This window comes from Candidatus Accumulibacter phosphatis, from assembly GCF_012939955.1.
Classification (GTDB): domain Bacteria; phylum Pseudomonadota; class Gammaproteobacteria; order Burkholderiales; family Rhodocyclaceae; genus Accumulibacter; species Accumulibacter delftensis.
This window is the reverse complement of record NZ_SPMY01000017.1, coordinates 24,112-42,439: the sequence shown is the minus strand read 5'-3', so window position 1 is coordinate 42,439 and position 18,328 is coordinate 24,112. Positions and strand designations below refer to the sequence as shown.

At 62.1% G+C, this 18,328-nt stretch carries 16 protein-coding genes and 2 pseudogenes; 12 read left to right on the top strand and 6 right to left on the bottom strand.

The window, feature by feature from the left end; translation table 11 throughout:
• Positions 1-53 precede the first annotated feature (53 nt).
• Together E4Q23_RS05850 and E4Q23_RS05845 are read left to right on the top strand one after the other, a co-directional pair.
• A complete protein-coding gene (locus tag E4Q23_RS05850; RefSeq protein ID WP_169065768.1) occupies positions 54-656 on the top strand; it encodes a nucleotidyltransferase domain-containing protein in 603 nt (200 codons plus the stop codon).
• Entirely contained in the window at positions 653-1,099 is a 447-nt protein-coding gene (locus E4Q23_RS05845) for a hypothetical protein (protein ID WP_169065767.1), read from the top strand. The genes E4Q23_RS05850 and E4Q23_RS05845 overlap by 4 nt, the downstream gene beginning before the upstream one ends.
• Here E4Q23_RS05845 and dinB read toward each other — a convergent pair.
• From dinB to E4Q23_RS05830, 3 genes are read right to left on the bottom strand one after another with little or no spacing between them, the layout of a single operon-like run.
• Positions 1,029-2,303, bottom strand: coding sequence for a DNA polymerase IV (dinB, locus tag E4Q23_RS05840; RefSeq protein ID WP_169065766.1), 1,275 nt, complete (start codon positions 2,301-2,303; stop codon positions 1,029-1,031). The two genes, E4Q23_RS05845 and dinB, sit on opposite strands and share 71 nt — an antisense overlap.
• Complete coding sequence (locus E4Q23_RS05835; protein ID WP_169065765.1) at positions 2,303-3,514, bottom strand: exo-beta-N-acetylmuramidase NamZ family protein; 1,212 nt, start codon at positions 3,512-3,514, stop codon at positions 2,303-2,305. Before E4Q23_RS05835 ends, dinB begins: the two co-directional genes overlap by 1 nt.
• Positions 3,515-3,525: 11 nt before the next feature.
• Complete coding sequence (locus E4Q23_RS05830) at positions 3,526-4,050, bottom strand: DOMON-like domain-containing protein (RefSeq protein ID WP_169065764.1); 525 nt, start codon at positions 4,048-4,050, stop codon at positions 3,526-3,528.
• A gap of 415 nt (positions 4,051-4,465) precedes the next feature.
• On the opposite strand from E4Q23_RS05830, the pseudogene E4Q23_RS05825 reads away from it, so the two are divergent.
• A pseudogene (locus E4Q23_RS05825) lies at positions 4,466-5,868 on the top strand (GntP family permease).
• An 11-nt stretch (positions 5,869-5,879) separates the two neighbouring features.
• On the top strand, positions 5,880-6,707 hold the full coding sequence (locus tag E4Q23_RS05820) for a transporter substrate-binding domain-containing protein (RefSeq protein WP_169065763.1): 828 nt from the start codon (positions 5,880-5,882) through the stop codon (positions 6,705-6,707).
• 204 nt (positions 6,708-6,911) lie between these two features.
• On the opposite strand, the gene E4Q23_RS05815 is transcribed toward E4Q23_RS05820, so the two are convergent.
• A complete protein-coding gene (locus E4Q23_RS05815) occupies positions 6,912-7,217 on the bottom strand; it encodes a hypothetical protein (RefSeq protein WP_169065762.1) in 306 nt (101 codons plus the stop codon).
• A 173-nt stretch (positions 7,218-7,390) separates the two neighbouring features.
• Here E4Q23_RS05815 and E4Q23_RS05810 point away from each other — a divergent pair, with 173 nt between their 5' ends.
• The 8 genes and pseudogenes from E4Q23_RS05810 to zapE all read left to right on the top strand — a co-directional run bounded on the left by E4Q23_RS05810 (position 7,391) and on the right by zapE (position 15,337).
• On the top strand, positions 7,391-7,990 hold the full coding sequence (locus E4Q23_RS05810) for a tetratricopeptide repeat protein (RefSeq protein ID WP_169065761.1): 600 nt from the start codon (positions 7,391-7,393) through the stop codon (positions 7,988-7,990).
• A gap of 98 nt (positions 7,991-8,088) precedes the next feature.
• Positions 8,089-10,093, top strand: a pseudogene (locus tag E4Q23_RS05805) (acyl CoA:acetate/3-ketoacid CoA transferase).
• Positions 10,094-10,494: 401 nt separating this feature from the next.
• Positions 10,495-11,997 (top strand): DUF1538 domain-containing protein, encoded by a 1,503-nt coding sequence (locus E4Q23_RS05800; protein WP_169065760.1) that lies wholly within the window; start codon positions 10,495-10,497, stop codon positions 11,995-11,997.
• Positions 11,994-12,341: a P-II family nitrogen regulator gene (locus tag E4Q23_RS05795; protein WP_169065759.1), complete on the top strand. Its 348-nt coding sequence runs from the start codon at positions 11,994-11,996 to the stop codon at positions 12,339-12,341. The genes E4Q23_RS05800 and E4Q23_RS05795 overlap by 4 nt, the downstream gene beginning before the upstream one ends.
• A gap of 70 nt (positions 12,342-12,411) precedes the next feature.
• Complete coding sequence (locus tag E4Q23_RS05790; RefSeq protein WP_169065758.1) at positions 12,412-12,807, top strand: CBS domain-containing protein; 396 nt, start codon at positions 12,412-12,414, stop codon at positions 12,805-12,807.
• A 12-nt stretch (positions 12,808-12,819) separates the two neighbouring features.
• Positions 12,820-13,257 carry a hypothetical protein gene (locus E4Q23_RS05785; RefSeq protein ID WP_169065757.1) on the top strand — a complete coding sequence of 146 codons (438 nt, stop codon included), beginning with the start codon at positions 12,820-12,822 and terminating at the stop codon, positions 13,255-13,257.
• A gap of 122 nt (positions 13,258-13,379) precedes the next feature.
• Positions 13,380-13,823, top strand: coding sequence for a 6-pyruvoyl trahydropterin synthase family protein (locus E4Q23_RS05780; protein WP_169065756.1), 444 nt, complete (start codon positions 13,380-13,382; stop codon positions 13,821-13,823).
• A 401-nt stretch (positions 13,824-14,224) separates the two neighbouring features.
• Positions 14,225-15,337: a cell division protein ZapE gene (gene zapE / locus E4Q23_RS05775; RefSeq protein WP_169065755.1), complete on the top strand. Its 1,113-nt coding sequence runs from the start codon at positions 14,225-14,227 to the stop codon at positions 15,335-15,337.
• Positions 15,338-15,428: 91 nt separating this feature from the next.
• On the opposite strand, the gene E4Q23_RS05770 is transcribed toward zapE, so the two are convergent.
• Positions 15,429-16,361, bottom strand: a complete 933-nt coding sequence (locus E4Q23_RS05770; RefSeq protein WP_169065754.1) for a sensor domain-containing diguanylate cyclase — start codon at positions 16,359-16,361, stop codon at positions 15,429-15,431.
• A 92-nt stretch (positions 16,362-16,453) separates the two neighbouring features.
• Complete coding sequence (locus tag E4Q23_RS05765) at positions 16,454-17,737, bottom strand: O-acetylhomoserine aminocarboxypropyltransferase/cysteine synthase family protein (protein ID WP_169065753.1); 1,284 nt, start codon at positions 17,735-17,737, stop codon at positions 16,454-16,456.
• Positions 17,738-18,328: the final 591 nt, after the last annotated feature.

Here is an 18,328-nt window from a genome sequence, read left to right as displayed (position 1 = left end):
CGTGGTGAACCTGAATGAGGTACGATTGATCTGTTTTCAGGTCCGAGTCGCCCATGTCAAACGCCGCCAGCAAGGGGATTGCCAATGCTTTGTTCAGCAGAACGCTGAGCGGCGTGCTGGCGCTGCTCTTCGGGCAGCCGGGAAGCTCTTTCTACACTCGCGAAATCGTCAGGCGCGTGGGGACGGGCGGTAGCCAGGTCCACAAGGACTTGGAGCGCCTTACCGCTGCCGGACTGATTCTCCGGGAGCCGCGAGGAAATCTCGTTTTCTATCGCGCCAACCCCGACGCGGCGGTATATCCGGAACTCGTCGGCCTGGTCGGGAAGTCCTTCGGAATTGCCGACCAGCTTCGGCATTGTCTCGAGCCGGTCGTCAGCCGCATTCGGTGTGCGATCATTTTTGGTTCGGTAGCCAGAGGAGAGCAGCGCGCCGACAGTGACGTTGACTTGCTGCTTATCGGCGAAATTCGTCTCTCCGAACTGGCCGTTCCCTTGCACGAGGCGGAGGAAGCGCTTGGCATGCATATATCTCCGACGCTGATGAGTGCCGAGGAGTACAAGCTCAGGCGTCAGAATGACGACTACTTCTTGAAGAATGTTCTGACTGGCGAACTAATTACGCTTTGGGGCTCCCTTGAACCGACGGTGGCGTCGTGAGCGCTCTTGAAAACCTGGTGCGTATTGGCCAGCTCAAAGCGGAACCGCCTGCCGATGACGAAATCGCCACAGCCCTGCGCAAGGCTGCCATTTTTCTGGCCGACGCCGCCATTCCCTCGCTAAGTCCGCCTGGCCGTTTCATGCTTGCCTACGATGCCGCACACGCCCTGGCTTTTGCTGCCTTGCGCGCCAACGGTTACCGCCCGGATAGCGGCCGTGGTCACCGGGCCGTGGTTTTCCAGGCCCTGGCAATCACCGTTGATGCTCCGCCGCAAGTCTGGATCACCCTCGATCGCTACCATACCCGGCGCAACGCATCCGCCTACGGTGGCATGGTCGAAGCCAGTGCTGGCGAGGCCGATGACCTGCTGGCTACCGCTCGCGCGCTTCATGATCTCCTGCGCAAGTGGCTGGCGAGCCATCGCCCGTCCGCTCTCTCCTGATTGAGTAGCTCGGCCTATCGACCGAGCCGCCAAACACCAGCTCTTGTTGGCGCGGTGGCGCCTCATCTTCTGCCGCGCCGCGTGCCGACAGCGCGCTGACGCGTACCCCGAGCAGGCGCAGCTTGCGATCGAGTGGCACGCGCCGCAGGCATTCGCCGGCGGCGCGGCGGATGGCCTGCGCATCGTCGATGGCGGCCGGCAGGGTCAGGTCGCGGGTGACGGTCTGGAAGTCGGCGAAGCGCAGCTTGATGCCTATCGTCCGGCCCTGGTAGTCCTTGCGGCGCAGGTCTTCGGCGACGCGCGTGCACAGTGCCGTGAAAATTGCGCTCAGTTCCGGGCGATCGTCGCGTGGATGCAGGTCGCGCTCGAAAGTCGTTTCGCGGCTGATCGATTTCGGCTCGGACGAGGTGCTCAGCGCTCGTTCGTCGATACCGTGCGCGGCGGCGAGCAGCCAGCGGCCATAGCTGCGGCCGAAGTGATGTTGTAGGAAACCGGCTTCGGCTTGCGCCAGTTCGCCGATGCTGTGGATGCCGAGCGCGGCCAGCCGCTCGCTGGCCTTGGGGCCGATGCCGTTGATTTTGCGCGCCGCCAGTGGCCAGATGCGCTGGGTGAGGTCCTCCGCGTTCAGCAGTGTCAGGCCATCCGGTTTGTCGAGGTCGGAACCGATTTTTGCCAGCAGCTTGTTGGCTGCGATGCAGATCGAGCACGACAGCCCGGTCGCCGCGCGTACCGCGTCCTTGATGCGCTGCGCGAGTAGCCGGCTGTCTTCGGCGAGCGTGCTGAGGTCGATGTAGATCTCGTCGATGCCGCGGTCTTCGATCTGTGGCGCGAGCTGCGCCACGGCGGCTTTGAAGAGGCGCGAGTAGTGCCGGTAGGCGGGAAAATCGACCGGCAGGAGAATCGCCTCCGGTGCCAGCTTGGCGGCTTTCATGATGCCCATCGCCGAAAAGACGCCGAGGGCGCGCGCTTCGTAGGTGGCGGTGGTGATCACGCCGCGGCCGGCGTAGTCGCGCAGGCGCGCGAAACGGCGCCCGCCGTCGGCGAGCTGCAGCGGCTGCTGCGTACGACTGCCGCCGATCACCACCGGCAGGCCGCGCAACTCCGGGTAGCGCAGCAACTCCACCGAGGCATAGAAAGCGTCCATGTCGAGATGGGCGATTCGGCGCGCTGGCGGCGTATCGGGCTGTGCGTCAGTGACCGGCATCAGTAGAGCAGGTATGCCTGGCGTTCTTCTTCCCAGAGCTCTTCGTCGGCGCGGCTCAGGGCGTCGAGGTCGGCCGGTGTTGCCGCTGGATCGTCGACCCATTCGCGCAGCAGGGGCGAACCGTTGATCAGGTCGATGGCCAGTCGCTCGTGCTCGTATTCGTAGGGGAAATCGCGCCATAGCGGGTAGTCTGCCTGCACTTGCCGCAGCGCCTTGAAAGCCAGGCTCTGCAGCCGCCACGGACGAAACCGGGAGTGTTGGTAGTGGGCGTCGTCGACGTGGATCTGTATTCCCTGGCAGAGCTTGCCGGCATGCTTGTGGAAAGTCGGCTCGAAGCAGCAGGCGCGCAGCCGGCAGCCGAGTAGCCAGTCCGGTGCCAGGGCGTGCATGGTTTTTAGCAGTTGCTCGGCGTCGATGTCGGGTGCGCCGAAAAGCTCCAGGGGACGCGTCGTGCCACGTCCTTCGGAGAGCGTCGTGCCTTCGAGCATGACCGTGCCGGCGTAGCAGCGCGCCATCGACAGGTTCGGCGCGTTCGGGCTGGGGTTGATCCAGCTGCGCTGCTCGCTCGGCCAGCCGTAGCCGGGTGCGGTTGTCGGCGCCCAGTCGTGCATGGTGATGACTGTGCACTCGATGTCGAGGTCCAGCGTGGTGACGAACCAGCCGGCGAGTTCGCCCATCGTCAGGCCGTGACGCATCGGCAGCGGCCCGGCGCCGACGAAGCTTTCCCAGCCCGGGCGCAGCAGCAATCCTTCGAGCGGGCGGCCAGCCGGGTTTGGGCGGTCGAGAATCCACACCTCCTTGCCGTGCTCGGCCGCGGCTTCGAGCAGGTAGCGCAGGGTGGTGATGAAGGTGTAGATGCGGCAGCCGAGGTCTTGCAGGTCGATCAGCAGGACGTCGAAACTGTCCATCATCGCCGACGTCGGACGACGTACTTCGCCGTACAGGCTGAATATCGGGATGCCATGCGCCGGGTCGACGAAGTCGGGCGACTCGACCATGTTGTCCTGCTTGTCGCCGCGCAGCCCGTGCTGCGGCCCGAAGGCAGCGCTCAGGCGTAGCTCGGGCAGCGCGCCAAGGGCGTCGAGCGCGTGTCTCAGGTCGGCGCTGACCGACGCCGGGTGGGCGACCAGTGCCAGTCGGCGGCCGAGTAGCGGCTTGCGCAGTTGCGGGTCCTTGAGCAGGCGGTCGAGTCCGAACTCGATAGCGGGCATGTGGTTTTCCGTCAGTCAGGAGAGGGCGGCGATGGCGACAGTTCGAGCGTGAAGCCATCGCGGTGATGAAAATCCGGCAGCGCCGCCGGATGCTGCAAGGCCCAGTAGCTGTGGCAGCCGTCGATCGTATCGGCGGCTTCGACAACCGCTGCCAGAGCGATCTGCAGCCTTGCCGTGGCGGCCATCGGCGGCAGGTCGAGCGGCGCAATGATGGCCTCGATTTCCAGGCGGCCGGCAAACAGCCTGGCGACGATTTGCGGCGGCGTGAAGGCGATGATCGCTGTCTCTCGCTGGCGGTAGCCGGAGAACGCATAGCTGGCCCATTGCCCGGACGGCGAGAAGTTGAACTCGCGGTAAGCCGCATCGCCGGCGACGCCGACGAAGGCCTCGAAGCAGGTGTGTTGCCATAGGCCGTCGGTGCAGTCCGGTGTGCGTGGCTCGGGTATCCGCAAGCGCGCCATGTCGCCGCGCAGGCACCAGGCCAGTTCGAGATGGCCGTCCGTGCGCCATGTTGCGCACCCTTCGATGCTGCGCACGACAGGTGCCGGAGTGGCGGGGTGCGGACGCAAGCTGTGTGTGAATTTAGTCGGAAACATGGCGGAGGAAAAGCATTTTGGCAAAGCGATCGGCGCGGTGCCGCGGGTCGTGTTGCAGAAGCAGTAGGTGGCTATGTTGTCGCAAGCCCTGGCGCAACGCAACGGGCTGGGCCGGCCGTGAGCCTGGAAGCTTCCGGCTTGGTGAGCGGAAGGCTCAATACGACACTGCAAGTATTGTGATCGGTCCCGGCGTTGTTCCGGCGCATGGCTTTCCGAGACATGTCACGAACATTAAAGTTCAAGATTTTTTTTTTGTAGATTTGTAATTGATTGTAATTGACTGGCCACGCAAAACGGGTAGATACTGCGCCTCGCAGCGCTGGGGCGTCTAACTAAATAAACAATGGAGGTGCCTGTGTTCGGTATCCTGGGGATTGTACTATCGCTGGTGCTGCTGATCGTTCTCGCCTATCGCGGCTGGAACGTGATCATCATTGCGCCGATCTGTGCCATGGTCGGGCTGCTCTTCGGCGGGCTTGATGCGCCGATCATCGCCACCTACACGCAGGTCTTCATGCCCGCACTGGGCAATTACCTGATCAAGTTCTTCCCGCTGTTCCTGCTCGGCGCGGTCTTCGGCAAGCTGATGGATGACTCCGGTTGCGCACGGACCATCGCCCACAAGATCGTCGAGTGGACCGGCAAGGAACGGGCGATCATCGCCATCATCCTCGCCTGCGGCGTCCTCACCTATGGCGGCGTCTCGCTTTTCGTCGTTGCTTTCGCGGTGTTCCCGGTCGCCATTCAGATGTTCCGTGAAGGCAACCTGCCCAAGCGACTGATCCCGGCGGCCATCGCCCTTGGCTCATTCACCTTTACGATGTCGGCATTGCCCGGTTCGCCGGCGATCCAGAACGCCATCCCGATGCCGTATTTTCATACCGACGCCTTCGCCGCGCCGGGATTGGGTGTCATCGCCGGGCTGCTAATGTTCGGCTGCGGCAGCGCCTGGCTGATGATGCGTGCGCGGCGCGCGCGCAATGCCGGCGAAGGCTACGGTGAAGACGAGCCGGCGGCCGTCGCGGGTGAGCCAACGTCGACACCCGCCGGTGACATGCCGTCGTTCGGCGTGGCGATCATCCCGGTTATTCTGGTCTTGGTACTCAACTTCATTTTCAGCAAGTACGTTATCCCGGCCATGGACACCGACTACCTGGCGCTGCCGAAGTACGGCAAGACGACGGTTTCCGCTGTCGGCGGCACCTGGGCGATCATTCTCGCAATGCTGATCGCGTGCATGGTGCTGATTGCCTTGACCTGGAAGCGTTTCAGCAACGTTCGCCAATCGCTGACCGATGGCGCGCTCGGTTCGATGCTGCCGATTCTCAACGTCGGTTCCGAGGTCGCCTACGGCGGGGTGATCGCCAGCCTGGCGTCGTTCCTGATCATCAGGGACTGGCTGATGTCGCTCACCGACAATCCGATAATCGGGCTGGCGATCGTGGTCAACGTGCTCGCCGGCATTACCGGATCGGCTTCCGGTGGCATGAGCATCGCGCTGCAGGCGGTCGGGCAGACCTACCTTGAGCTGGCGCAGGCGGCCGGCATCTCCCCGCAAATCCTGCACCGCGTTGCCGCGCTCGCTTCCGGAGGCCTCGACGCGTTGCCGCGCACAACGGCGCGGTGATCACCCTGCTGGCCATTTGCAGGCTGAACCACAAGCAGTCGTATTTCGACATCTTCATGGTCGCCGTTGCTTTCCCGCTGATCGCGATGATTCTGGTGATCATTCTCGACGGCATGTTCGGCACTTTTTGAGGAGAACGCACGTGCGCATTCTTTTCGTTTTCCTTGCCGCCCTGTTTGCCCTGGCGCCGCACTCCGGCGTGCAAGCGCAGGCGGTGGCGAGGGCGGACGAGCTGCGTTTGCTGGCTGCAGAGCTTCCGCCCTACACTTTTCAGATCCCGCCAGTCAGCGTTACCGAGACGCCTGGCGTCAAGCAAGGCTTCGTTTATGAGCTGGTGAGCGAGATGGCCAAGCGCGCCGGCCACAGCGGCGTCATCGAGTTCATGCCCTGGGACGCAGCGCAGCGCATCGCTCAGACGCAGCCGAACATCGGCATCCTGGCCCTGACCCGCAGTCCCGAGCGGGAAGACAAGTACAGCTGGCTGGCAAAGCTCTACACCGACGATCTGGTTGTCGTCGGCGGCGCCGGCATCGACGTGGCTAGCCTCGACAAGGTCAAGGATCGCCCAATCGGCGTGCTCAGCAACTCTGGCGCCGAAGCGCTGCTCGAAGAGCGCGGCTTCAAGCGTATCCGGCCCCATCATGAGGAGTGGATGAACGCGCGCCAGATGCAGCAACGGCGAATCGACGCCTGGCTCGCACCGCGGCTGATGATCATCTACGGCATGCGCGAGGTCGGCGGCAACCTCGACGCGCTCAACTTCGGCGAGATCGTGCGCGAGAGCGGGATCTACCTCGCCGGCTCGAAAGACCTGCCCGACGCGGAAGTGCAGAAATGGCAAAAGGCCCTTGAGGAAGTGAAGGCGGACGGCACCTATCAGCGCATTGCCGACCAATACAACCGTCTGAAGATCGAGCCGATACCCGATGACCTGCGGCGGCGTTTGAGCCAGCCGGTGTGGACCAACTGAGGCGGTTTTGACTCCTGGCACGCGACTCTTCAGGCGATTGCCGGAAAAGAACGTACCAGATTGCGCCGGATTTTCGGTCGGTTTCAAGGCGTGACAACAGGCGCATAGTCGCACTATGTAACTGTTGTCGTAACACAGAAGACGGGCGCAAAGACAAGCAAGATGGTATGTTATTTGACAGAAATCGCCTTGGTCTTTGGCACTTCAGCAAGCACTCAGGCCGTGCAGCTCGCAGAGCATGCGCTTGACGTAGGCGAGCACGATCCACAGCCAGAAGCTCAGGAAAAAGGCAACGAAGGGGAGGTGCCGGTCGATGACCACTTTCGGTGTTAGCCGGCGGCAGACGCCAAGAACCGGTCGGGTGACGACCTCGAACAGCCGATAGATCGGGTTGCTGGCACGTCTGGCGCCAGCGAGAAGTGCGACTGCACCTTGCCCGAGCAGCGAGAGCAGGGCGACCTCGACCAGGGCACGCAAGATGGAGACGACAAACAGATCGGGGTGGCTCATGGTAATTTCGCGCTATCCACTCGGTCTTGCTGCGGTGGTGTCTGCAGATTAATGTGAAAGTCGCGCAAGCGACTCACGAATTCCCCCTCTCCACCCTGCGGGAGAAGGGACGGCGTACGGCAAGTGAAGAGGGGGACGATCATGACTTTCATGGTCCAGGGATCTCGACTGTCATGAGCGTTAATTTTGAGTATCGGCGACATTATGCCCGGGCCTGGCTGTGGCGCCTCTGCGGGCGCGACGAAAAAGCCTTTGCCCAGTATCTGGTCGCCCATCGTTTGCAGCCCGACGACCTGCCGTCGGCACGTCATCTGGCGTTTATCGCGGCCGAGAGCAAGCGTTACGCGGCGGCCGACAAATGGTTTGTCGAATGTCTGCGCCTGGCGCCTGACGATGCTGAGCTGCATTACAACCATGGTTTCGTCCTTGAGCAGGCGGGCTCTTCGCGCGCGGCAATTGCTGCGTTCTCCGCGGCGCTGCGCCGCAAGCCGGCGCTCGATCGTGCGTGGTACGGAAGCGGGCTGGCGCATGCTCGTCTCGGCGAACACGCCGCAGCGGCCGAAGCGTTTGCGCACGCGGTCGAACTGCAACCGATGCATGCCGAGGCTTACTACCTGTGGGGAATGGCCTGTCATCACGCGGCGTGTCCGCAACAGGTCGCGGAGGTCGTCGAACGTCTGGTCAATTTTGACGCCAAACTCGCCGCCAGGCTGGTACGTGACGTCGGGCGAGAAGATGATCTTGGCCCGCTTGTTCCCGAAATGCCTTTCTGAGCGACCCGATGTGGGCCGCAACGTGTCGTACTATCACCATTTTCCTCGCCGGCTTTGCTGCAATCGCCGGCCAACCTCATCCAGCATAGGAGAAGCGCATGTCGCTTGATCGTCACCCCATGGCCGCCTCGCTGCGCGTTTCCGATACCGGCAAGGTTGTTTCGGCCCGCGCCGCGGTGGGTCTCATCAATGACGGCGATACCGTCGCCACCGGCGGCTTCGTCGGCATCGGTTTTGCCGAGAACATTGCCGTGGCTCTCGAGCAGCGCTTTCTCGAGGCGGCCGAAAGCGACGCTTCCGGCCTCGGCAGCCCACGTGATCTGACGCTGTTCTATGCCGCCGGGCAGGGCGACGGTAAGGAGCGCGGCCTCAATCACTTCGGCCATCATGGCTTGCTGAAGCGTGTTGTCGGTGGTCACTGGGGCCTGGTTCCCAAAATGCAGCGACTTGCGGTCTCCAATAGTATTGAGGCCTATAACCTGCCACAGGGTGTGATTACGCACATGTTCCGCGACATCGCGGCAGGCAAGCCGGGAACGATCACCCGTGTCGGACTCGGCACTTTTGTCGACCCGCGTTTTGGCGGCGGCAAGCTGAACGAGAAGACGGTTGTTGACATCGTCCGCCTGATGGAGATCGATGGCGAGGAATACCTGTTTTACAAGTGCTTTCCGATCCACGTCGGAATCATTCGCGGCACCACTGCCGACCCTGACGGCAACGTCACCATGGAACGTGAGGCGCTGACGCTGGAAGCGCAGGCCATTGCCATGGCCGCCAGGAACTCGGGCGGCATTGTCATCGTGCAGGTCGAGCGTATTGCCGAGCGCGGCACCTTGAACCCGCGTCAGGTGAAGATCCCCGGTATTCTGGTTGACTGCGTGGTGGTCGCCGAAAAGCCCGAGTACCACATGCAGACCTTTGTCGAGCAGTACAGTGCGGCTTTCGCTGGCGAGATCAAAGTGCCGATGTCGGCCATAGAGACCATGCCGATGAGCGAGCGCAAGATCATTGCCCGGCGCGCAGCGCTCGAACTGCGCACCAACGCGGTGGTGAACCTGGGTATTGGCATGCCCGAGGGGGTGGCCAATGTTGCCGCCGAGGAGCAGGTCATCGACCTGCTGACGTTGACCGCCGAGCCCGGTGTTATCGGCGGCATCCCGGCCGGTGGGCTCAGCTTCGGTGCGGCCGTCAATGCCCAGGCGATTATCGATCAGCCCAGCCAGTTCGATTTCTATAATGGCGGTGGCATTGATATCGCTTTCCTGGGCCTGGCCCAGGCTGACCGCGAAGGCAACCTTAATGTTTCCAAGTTTGGTCCACGTCTGGCCGGCGCCGGTGGCTTCATCGACATCTCGCAGAACGCCAAGAAAGTGGTTTTCGTCGGCACCTTTACGGCGGGTACACTGGACGTGATGGTCGAAGACGGCAAACTGCGCATTCTCGAAGACGGCAAGGCGAAGAAATTCGTCGCTGCCGTCGAACACCGCACTTTCAGCGGCGAGCAGGCTGTCAAGTGGAACAAGCCAGTGCTCTACATCACCGAGCGTTGCGTTTTTTCGCCTCTGTGCCGAAGGACTCGAACTGGTCGAGATCGCGCCGGGGGTGGACTTGCAGAAGGACATTCTCGACCGGATGGACTTCACGCCGGTGATGCGCGGGGCTCCGGCGCTGATGGAGGCGCGCATTTTCAGCGACGACCCGATGCAGCTGCGCCAGGAATTGCTGGCCATGCCGATGAGCGAGCGCCTCTCGTATGACGCCAACAAGAACCTGTTTTTCATCGATTTTTCCGGCTTGAGCGTACGCAGCGCAGCGGAGATCGAGGAGATTCGGCAAGCTGTCGAAAAGCAGTTGGCACCGCTCGCTCACAAGGTCAAGACGATCGTCAATTACGACCGCTTCTCGATTTTGCCGGAACTGGTCGACCCCTACATCGCTATGGTCAAGGATCTGATGGATCGTCACTACCACGATGTCACCCGCTACACCTCGAGCACTTTCCTGCGCATGAAACTGGCCGAGGAGTTCGAGAAGCGGCAAGTGGCAGCGCAGGTCTTCGCCAGTGAGGCCGAGGCACAAGGGCATTTCCGCGGGCCATGAGTTGGTCGGCCTGACGAGGTGAGGCGGCGGGCTGCCGAGCTTCTTCTCTGCTGGCCGGCTCGCCTTTGGGGTCGGCCTGCGCTCCGCTTGCGCAGGCGATTTGCCGCCGCACGGGCTTCGCTGTACTGCGCTTCGCCGCGCTGCGCGGCTGCATGTCCTTTGCATTGAGCTTGGTGGCACAGCCGTTTTGCGTTCGCACCCATGAACTCGGCCTCCGCGTTCGTCTTTTCATGCCGACAGCCTTGCCGTGTGGAGCGATCTGCGGCATCATCTGCCTCTATGACGACGATAGCCCGCACAGCTTTTTTTTTCTTTTATTTTGAGCCGATGAGCCAAGCACGTCGTCCCCTCTCGCCACTGCCGAGCCGCCCGCTGCCGGCGGTTGCGGCGACCTAGCGCGCATGGGGTCGCTGCTACGCCTGATCCGGGAACTCCTGCAAGAAGCTGCGCGAGACCTGGCGCCGACGCTGATCGTTGTCGCCATCTTCCAGTGGTTTTTCATCCAGCGCATGCCCGACAGCCTGGGTGCTCTGGTCGGTGGATTTGCCGCGGTCCTCATCGGACTGGCACTGTTTGTCAAAGGGCTGGACGCCGCGATTTTTCCGGCCGGTGAGACGATGGCATTCGATTTTGCCCGCCGCGGCTCCTTTCTGTGGCTAATGGCTTTTGCCTTTTGCATCAGCTTTGCTTCGGTCGCCGCCGAGCCGGCACTGATGGCCGTGGCCTACAAAGCTGAGGCAGTTTCCGGCGGGAGCATGGGGGCAACGACCCTGCGCATGGTGGCTGCCCTCGCCGTCGGCCTGGCGATCATGGTTGGCGTCTGGCGCATCGTGCTCGGCCATCCGATCGCTCTCTACCTGATTCCGGGCTATCTGATCGTCGTTGGCCTGACTGCGCTTTCGCCTCCGGAGCTGGTCGGCCTGGCCTTCGATTCGGGCGGCGTCGTCGCTTCCACGGTCACTGCGCCGCTGCTGACTGCCATGGGTGTGGGCCTGGCGGCGACCATTCGTGGCCGCAATCCAATGCTCGATGGCTTCGGTCTGATCGCTTTCGGTGCGCTGGCGCCGATGATCATCATTCAGCTCTACGGCATCCTCTTTTTTGTCCCTGCTACAGCCGGCACCGCAGTGTTGATCATGCCCACCATGGACGGGCATCACTTCGGCCCCGTGGAGATGCTCCTCAGCTTTCTGAACATGGTCAAGAACCTCTTGCCGATCATCGCCGTGGTCCTGTTTGCGAGCTTTGTCGTTCTGCGGCGGCCGCTTGCCGACCCCAAGGGTCTGGCAGTCGGCATGCTCTTCGTCGCCGTCGGCCTGTACCTGTTCGACGAAGGCCTGCAAATCGGTCTCTTCCCGCTTGGTGACGAAATGACCCGTGGCCTGATGCAGGACGGCGCGGCGATGTGGGTGCTCTATCTCTACGGCTTTCTGATCGGTTTCGCGACGACCATGGCCGAGCCGGCGTTGATTGCGCTGTCGATCAAGGCCGACGAAGTCAGCCTGGGCCAGTTGAAGGGCTTTTGGCTGCGCTCTCTGGTTTCCATCGGTGTCGGCTTCGGCCTGGTCGTCGGCTGTGCGCGCATCGTAGACGGGACCCCGATTGCCTATTGGCTGATCCCCGGTTACCTGCTGGTGATCGCCATGACCAAGCTCGCGCCGCGTTTTATCATTCCGATCGCCTTCGATTGCGGGGGCGTGACGACGTCGACGGTGACCGTGCCCCTGGTCACCGCACTCGGTGTCGGGCTGGCCGAGCGCACCCCGGGGCGGGACCCGATGATCGACGGCTTCGGTCTGATTGCCTTCGCCTCATTAACACCGATGATTATTGTCATGTCCTACGGCATCATCGCCACCTTGCTGCAGAAGTCAAGAAAACCCGTCAAGGAGCAAACTTCATGAAATTCTCTGCTGTCGTGTTGATCGTTCCCGACGAGGACGAAAACAGAGCGGTTGAACTGCTCCAGCAGGCCGGAGCGACCGGCTTTACGATCATCAAGGGCAAGGGCTTGCGGCACAATGAACGCAAGACCTTTCTCGGCCTCGGTCTGGAGCGCAAGGAGTCCCTGCTGCTGTGCGTCACTGAACAGCAACTGGCGATGCGTATCCTGCGGGCGGTCAAGTTGCAGATGAAGCTCGATCTTCCCGGCGGCGGCCTGGCTTTTTCGATAGCGCTGGGTAGCGTCGTCGGAATCGGGCTGGAGCAGATGAAGCTGTTTCGCCGTGAGGTCGAAGAGGGCTTGTGAGTCGCTGTGCCTCGTGGCCCCGGTGTTTTTCGATTTCTGACCCTGGTCATCAAGTGAAGGAGTTCTAGCAATGCTGGTTGCCGGAATCATGAAAAGAAGCGTCATCACCATCAACCCGCTGGCTACCGTCCGCGAGGCGCTGATGATGATGAAGGAGCGCGGAGTCAAATCGCTGGTTGTCGAGAAGCGTCACTCGGGTGATGCTTATGGTTTGATCGCCTATCGCGACGTCGCCAGAGCGGTCATTGCCGACGATGGCGACATCGACCTGCTCAACGTCTATGACATCGCGCAGAAGCCGGCGCTACAGGTTTCGCAACACCTGGAAGTGCGCTACCTGGCGCGGCTGATGATCCAGTACGCGGTGAAGAGCGTGCTGGTCATCGACAACAATGATCTGCAGGGCTTCGTCTCGGATACCGATGTCGTCGGCAGTCTCATCGAACGGGCCGCAAAAGAAACCTAGAGTTTGCCAGTCATGGAAAAAAGCATTCGCCGCTATTCGGCCTTTATTCCCCGCTGGTGCCAGGCTTTTGGTGACCATGCGCCTGATCCCGGCGGCGAAGGCCGGGCGGTCGAATGGCTGCTTGGCGCCGACAGTGTCGGCGTTGTCGTCCTGCCCGACATTCGGCGCCTTCTGACCCACGAACTGCTCAGCGCGCAGCAGCCCCAGCTCGAGCTTGGCGAACGCTGCGTACGGCTCAACCAGCGGACATACGCCGAGATGAATGTTCTCGGGCATCCCGGTTACGCCGCCTTGCGCGAGTTGCTGCTCGGTCCTGGTGATGCCTACATGTTCCTCACTTATCATCTGATTTACCCGCCGGGGACGCGGATCATCACCATTTCACGCAAGCCGCCGCTGGCGCTGCTGTACAAGGAAATGGCAGCGCTGCCGATCACTGTTCACGAGTGAGTGGCGGCGCCAGCTGGCGGCGCGGGTGCGGACGTTTTACGCCGACCGTGGTGGTGCTCTCATGCCCGGAGGGCGAGCTCGCCGGTGCTATAATCGCGGCTCTTTTCTTCGCGTTTTTTTAGATGCTTATCACCCGCCGCCTGGAGTTCGACGCAGGCCACCGCATTCCCGACCACAAGAGCCAGTGTCGTCACCTGCACGGTCACCGCTACGCGCTCGAGATCACGCTTGGCGGTGCGATCATTCAGCAGACGGGTGATCCGGCCAACGGCATGGTGATGGATTTTTCCGAAGTGAAGGCGCTGGCCATGCGGCATCTGGTTGACCTCTGGGATCATGCCTTTCTCGCCTGGGCAGACGACCAAGTGGTGGTCGACTTCCTGCACTCCTTACCCGACCACAAGACCGTACTGCTCGATTGCGTGCCGACGGCCGAGAACCTTGCCCAGCAAGCGTTTACGATTCTCGACGCGGTCTATCGCGACAGCTACGGCAATCAGTTGCGCCTCGAGCGCGTGCGCCTCTACGAGACGCCCAACTGCTGGGCGGAGGCGGTGCGCGGTTAATGTGAAAGTCGCGCAAGCGACTCACGAACCTCCCTTCTCCCTTGCGGGAGAAGGGCCGGGGGTGAGGCGGGGGAATTCAGGGAGCATGCTCCCTGCTCGTCGAACGATTCCGGCGTGCAAGCCGGAATGCGCACTGCAAGTGGAGGGGGGGCGGTCATGACTTTCATGATCCGAGGTATCTCGCCGTGTCATGACCGCTAGTGAACCAGCGCTTCCCGAAGCGCTTCGGCTGGTGCTCGATTCTGACGTATCGCCGTTGATGCTTTAGAATATCGGCATCGCCGCAGTGGGCGGCGTGCGGCGCAGAAGAGTTGAGCAGCCCGAGCTGACCACTGCCTCGCCGCCCAACGAGTCAGGTGCCAGGGCTGGCCTGCTGGCCTGTGCGTACCGGAAAGGCGCTGATGCCTCACAGAATTCTCAAGGTTCCCGAACGTGGCATGCTCGACGCTTACGAGCGCGTGCTGTCGTCGCGCAAGTTCATCGCCGATGTCGCCCAACGCACGGCTGCCGAGCGCTTGCAGCGCCTGTACTACGAGCTGCTGTCGTTCAAGGTCGGGCGCAGCAACAAGCTGCGACGTTTCCTTGCGCCACCGCCAGTGCCGAGGGGCGTGTATTTCTGGGGCGGTGTCGGTCGCGGCAAGAGCTTCATGATGGACTGCTTTTACGATGCAGTCCCTTATCGCCGCAAGCGGCGGGTACATTTCCACGCTTTCATGCACGACGTCCATCGCCAGCTCAAGCAATTGAAGGGTGAAAAAGATCCGCTGGCCAGGCTGGCCGAAGGCATTGCCACCGAGCTGCGGCTGCTCTGTTTTGACGAGTTCCACGTTTCCGATATCGCCGATGCGATGATCCTCAGGCGTTTGCTCGAAGCTCTTTTCGAACGCGGTGTGGTTTTCGTGATGACCTCCAACTACCCGCCCGACCGGCTCTATCCGAATGGCCTGCAGCGCGAGAATTTTCTGCCGACCATTGCCCTGATCAACTCGCGCATGGACGTGCTGGAGATTGATTCCGGTGTCGACTACCGGCTGCGGACGCTTGAGCAAGTGGAAATTTTCCACTGCCCGGCCGATGCCGCCGCCGAGTCGAAGATGGCCGAGTATTTCACCAGCATCGCGGCCGGGGCGGGGGCGGCTGGCGGCAGCGTCGAGATTCTTGGTCGCGACATCCCGACCGTGCGGCGTGGCAACGGCGTCATCTGGTTTGACTTCAAGTCACTGTGCGGCGGGCCGCGTTCGCAGAACGATTACCTCGAACTGGCGCTCAGCTACCACACGGTGCTGATGTCGGCGATTCCCCGGATGTCGTCGAGCATGGCCTCCGAGGCGCGGCGCTTTACCTGGCTGGTGGATATTTTTTACGATCACAAGGTCAAGCTGATCGCCACTGCCGACTGCGGGCCGGATGAACTCTATACCGAGGGTACGCAGGCCAGCGAGTTCTTCCGCACCGCCAGCCGACTGACCGAAATGCGCTCCCGCGAATATCTCGGCCTGCCGCATCTGTCCTGACCACCCCTCCTCTTGCAGTGCACATTCCGGCTTGCGCGCCGGAATCGTTCGCCGGGCAGGGAGCATGCTGCTCCCTGAACTCCCCGGCTCTCTAAAAGAAATCGAGGTTGACGCAGAGCCGGTTGCCACCGGCGTCACGGGCTGCGGCGAGCAGCGAGCGGACGCGTTCGATCAGCGCCGCGGAGTCCTCGCCGGTAAATTCGCTGACGCCTCCGCTGATCGTCAAGGGCTCGGCGTCAGCACTCGCATGCCGCGTTTCGAACAGTTCACGCAGGCGTTCGAGGCCGATGGTGGCGTCGTTGACGCGCACATTAGGCAGGATCAGCAAGAACTTGTCGGCGCGGAAGCGCCCGACCATATCGGCATCACGCAGACTTTCACCACATAGCTGGCCGATGTCGGCCAGCGCGCGCTCGCCGGCTTGCGCGCCGCGCGCCCTGCACAACTCCGGGAAGTGGTCGATGCCGATCAGGGCGAGTGAGAACGGCGTCCCATAACGCGTCGCGCGGCGGCCCTCGTCGGCGAGCAAGTGCAGGATATCAGCCTGCGGGTAAACTCCCGTGAGTGGGTTGTGTGCTGCGCGTTGCGGGGCTTCGTTGGTTTGCTTCGGATGCTCGGTGAGCTCGCTCAGCGTCAGCAGAACGCAGCGCAGGCTGCCATCTTCTGCCAACACCGGGAAGGCACTGGCGTTGCAGCAAATGGCGGCTGCCGAGGCCTCCAGTTTGATTCCGAGGGTCTGTTGCCAGATGGCTTTCCGGGTGCGCAAGACCCGCATTTCGAGACGCTGGTCGGTGCTCAGCGCAGTGCCGTTCTCGTCTTCCCACCGTGTTTCCGCATCGCCGAGCAAGCTGCTGGCCTGCGGATTACGTAGTTGCAAGCCGCCGTCGGCGTTGAAAACCAGCAGCCCGATCCCCAGGTTGTCGAGCAGTGCCGCATAGCGTCCGATCTCCGCGTCATCGGCGCAGAGATCGACAAGTGGCAGGCGGAACGGGCTATCGGGCATCAGCGGGCGGTGTGCGTGCAACAAGATGCTCCTATCCTACTCCAGAATTCTGGCCGATGCGCGCGAGAAAACGCCCTAATATCAGGCGCGCATGGCCGGATGGCGTGGCCTGGTCAGGCCGCAGCCAGCGCCTGCTCCAGATCGGCAAGCAGATCGTCGATATGCTCGATGCCGACCGACAGGCGAACCATCTCCTCGGAAACGCCGGCTTTGGCCAGTTCCGCCGGAGCCAACTGGCGGTGCGTGGTAGACGCCGGGTGGCAGGCCAGCGACTTGCTGTCGCCGATATTGACCAGGCGCGTGAACAGTTGCAGCGCATCCTGGAAGCGCGCACCCGCTTCCGCGCCGCTGCAGTCGGTGCCCTTGACGCCAAAGGTGAGGATCCCGGAGGCCCTGCCTTGCATGTATTTGTCGACCAGTGCGTGGTCGCGGTGAGCGGGCAAGCCAGCGTAGTTGACCCACGCCACCTTGGCGTGTCCCTGCAGGTAGGCGGCGACTTTTTCGGTATTGGCACAGATCCGGTCCATGCGCAGCGGCAAGGTTTCCAGCCCCTGCAGGATCAGGAAGACGTTGAACGGCGAAATCGCCGCGCCCATGTTGCGCAGCGGTACGACGCGGGCGCGACCGATGAAGGCCGCCGGGCCGAGCGCTTCGGTATAGACCACGCCGTGGTAGGAAACGTCCGGTTCGTTGAGCCGCCGGAACTTCGCCTTGTGCTCGGCCCAGGGGAAGCGGCCGCTGTCGACGATGATGCCGCCGATCGAGTTGCCATGGCCGCCAATGTACTTGGTCAGTGAGTGCACGATGATGTCGGCGCCGTGTTCGAACGGCCGGCAGAGGTAGGGTGAGGGGACCGTATTGTCGACGATCAAGGGGATGCCGTGCCGGTGCGCAATCTCCGCCAGTTGCTCGAAATCGGTGACATTACCGAGCGGGTTACCGATCGATTCGCAGTACAAGGCCTTGGTCTTCTCGTCGATCAGCTTCTCGAAGCTGGCCGGATCGGCGTAATCGGCGAAGCGCACTTCGAGCCCGTACTGAGGCAGGGTATGGGCGAAGAGGTTGTAGGTGCCGCCGTACAGGGTCGAGGCCGAGACGATGTTGTCGCCGGCCTCGCTGATGGTCAGGATGGCGTAGGTGATTGCCGCCTGCCCGGAAGCGACGGCCAGCGCGCCGATGCCTCCTTCAAGGGCGGCAACGCGCTTCTCGAGGACGTCCTGCGTCGGATTCATGATCCGCGTGTAGATGTTGCCGGCCACCTTGAGGTCGAAAAGGTCGGCGCCATGCTGCGTGCTGTCGAACGAATACGAGGTCGTCTGATAGATCGGCACTGCGACGGCCTTGGTCGTTGCTTCAGGGCTGTAGCCGGCGTGCACGGCGAGGGTTTCGAGTTTCATGCGCTTCCTCTCTGGGTGGGTTTTTTCGGAGTTTGGACTGGGCAGCATCTTAGCACTACGGATTGCCCCTTTTGCTGGCCGAGCGCTGCGCTCGCGGTGGCCGTGAGTCTGGCGGCACCGGCTTTGACGGCAAGAAGCGGCGAGCGGGGAAAGCACTGTCGAGAAATTTTACAGCCGTGTCCCTGGCGCGCACGGGAATAAGCAATAAAGCAGTCGCTTGTCGTTGTGGTATGAAGTTTGCTTAAAGAAGCTCGGCCGCTCATTCCGTGCACCTGAAAACAATAAGGCGATTGCCGGAAAAGAACGTACCAGATTGCGCCGGATTTTCGGTCGTCTTCAAGGCGCGACAACAGGCGCATAGTCGAACTATGTAACTGTTGTCGTAACACAGAAGACGGGCGAAAAGACAAGCAAGATGGTATGTTCTTTGACAGAAATCGCCTAAGCAATCGGGATGGGCGCTGGCTGCCTGGCAGGATGCGTCTGACCTGGCCGTTGTCGATAGCAAAGGAGGAGGGTGTGGGCCGCGCAAGAGGCTGTGTTTTCGTCTTGTTGCTGGCGCCATTGGGTGCCGGTGCTGCGAAAGCCGCA